Below are 1,631 nucleotides of genomic sequence, written 5' to 3' on the forward strand. Positions count from 1 at the left end.
AGAACTCCCTGCAGTATTATACATGATGCATAACGATCCTACGAGTGGACATTTTGCGACAGACGCCATGTTTCACAAAATCAAAACTAGATATTATTGGCCTCAATATTATGATGATATTAAGAAATATGTGGAAGCATGTGACTCTTGTCAACGAAGAGGACGATCAAAGAAAAATAATCTTTTACACCCGATTCCTGTCCATAGTCCATTTTATCAAATTGGAATTGATTTTGTTGGACCATTACCTCGTACAAAAAGAGGAAAGAAGTATATTATAGTCGCAATGGATTACCTTACTAAATGGCCAGAAGCAAGAGCTGTATCAGAAGCTACCGCTGATGCAACTGCACAATTCCTATATGAACAAATCATTTGTCAACATGGTTGCCCTCAAATTATTCTTAGTGACAGAGGAACTCATTTCAATAATAATACGATAAAAGCGTTAACGGAAAAATTCAAGATCAATCACCTTTTATCGACACCGTATCATCCTCAGACGAATGGTTTAGTTGAACGATTCAATAGAACTTTGTGTGAATCTTTAGCTCGTCAAAGTCTCAAAAATAATGATTGGGACCTGTATATCGCTCCAACTTTATTCGCTTACAGAACTACAAAACATTCAACAACAAAAATGGAACCATTTTTCCTAGTCTATGGAAGGTCTGCACGATTACCAATGGATTCTGAACAATTACCAGATTCTTCTGTTACTCACGATCGACTAGTGGAATTAATTGATCATTTACCACAAGGACGAATGAAAGCAAAAAACCAAGTTTCACAATCACAAAGTAAACAAAAGGAACGTCACGACGAAAACATAAAACAATCAAATCAGTTCAAAATAGGAAATAAAGTTTTATACTTTAACGTCACATTGGACCAGTCACATTCTGGCAAATTTAATCCAAAATGGAGAGGACCATTTATCGTACAACAAGTATTACCACATGGAGCGTACAAATTACAAACATTGGATGGACAATCATTACCAACTCCTATAAATGGTAATTTGCTAAAAATGTATCACGAATTAAACTGAAGATCTGTTACACTGAGATCTACAGGAATTTGCAGCTCAATGCCCCGCAAAAATTCAAGGATCGACACAAAAATTTAAAAGAAATCGAGAAAGGAATTTTTATTACGATCGAAAACCTAGATATTTTTCTTTAAAGTCCCCCAACTCACCCTCTAATTCTTCTACCCTCTCTAACAAACGATCCCTTTCAAATTCAACCTTTCTCTTATCCTGAAACAACTTCGCCCGATCTTGCAAAATGTTTTGTTTCTCCTTTTCCTTTTCCTTCCTGTCTTCTTCTCTGACCACTGCCTCCCGATGCTCCCAACAACTTTTCCACGTTACATCCCTATCTTTTATTTTCTGTTGCCATTCCTCGTCTCTTTTCTTCATAAGCTCCTTATGCTCCTTTCGATAAAAAATTCTTTCCTGTTTCTTTGCTTCTCCTAGTTCTTGATACCTTTGACGAGCATTCTCAAGCTCTGCGCGAAGAAATTCTATTGTCCCTTTTGACTCTTCTTCCTTTGCCACGTACACCTTACGGTCAGAAAGCTTTTTCTTTTGTATAAACTGACGACGTCGAACTCGGGAATTTTTTGAA

The 1,631-nt window shown here is 36.7% G+C and carries 2 protein-coding genes; one reads left to right on the top strand and one right to left on the bottom strand.

What is annotated here, in order from left to right; translation table 11 throughout:
• On the top strand, positions 1-1,051 hold a 1,051-nt coding region (locus tag DMG62_24835), incomplete at its 5' end, for a hypothetical protein (protein ID PYY19226.1).
• A 102-nt stretch (positions 1,052-1,153) separates the two neighbouring features.
• Here the strand turns inward: DMG62_24835 and DMG62_24840 are convergent.
• Positions 1,154-1,631, bottom strand: a 478-nt coding sequence (locus DMG62_24840) for a hypothetical protein (GenBank protein PYY19227.1), incomplete at its 5' end; no start/stop codon positions are given.

Source organism: Acidobacteriota bacterium, from assembly GCA_003225175.1.
Lineage (GTDB): Bacteria > Acidobacteriota > Terriglobia > Terriglobales > Acidobacteriaceae > Gp1-AA112.